Annotated in this window: 1 rRNA gene; it reads right to left on the bottom strand. The window is 50.3% G+C overall.

The features are described 5' to 3' along the window. Positions 1–499: ribosomal RNA gene (locus ACFO5Y_RS09555) — 23S ribosomal RNA — on the bottom strand; the annotation flags it as partial.

Raw genomic sequence — 499 nt, 5'->3', positions numbered from 1 at the left:
CTCTTTCACTCCCCTCCCGGGGTGCTTTTCACCTTTCCCTCACGGTACTTGTTCACTATCGGTCACTAGGTAGTATTTAGCCTTACCAGATGGTCCTGGCAGATTCCGACGGAATTTCGCGTGTTCCGCCGTACTCAGGATACTCTTAGGTATATAAAATGTTTCGTCTACGGGGCTCTCACCCTTTACAGCTGACCTTCCCATGCCATTCGACTACATTCTATAATTCCACGTTAGAGTCCTACAACCCCGACGTGCATGCACGTCGGTTTGGGCTCTTCCCGTTTCGCTCGCCGCTACTCAGGGAATCGATTTTTCTTTCTCTTCCTGCAGGTACTTAGATGTTTCAGTTCTCTGCGTCTACCTCACTTGCGTGTAACAGCCATCAGCTGTTGGGTTCCCCCATTCGGAAATCTCTGGATCTTAGCTTACTTACAGCTCCCCAAAGCATATCGGTGTTCGTCCCGTCCTTCATCGGCTCCTAGTGCCAAGGCATTCA

Source organism: Ruoffia tabacinasalis, from assembly GCF_042652985.1.
GTDB lineage: Bacteria > Bacillota > Bacilli > Lactobacillales > Aerococcaceae > Ruoffia > Ruoffia tabacinasalis.
This window is presented reverse-complemented; position numbering and strand designations above follow the sequence as displayed.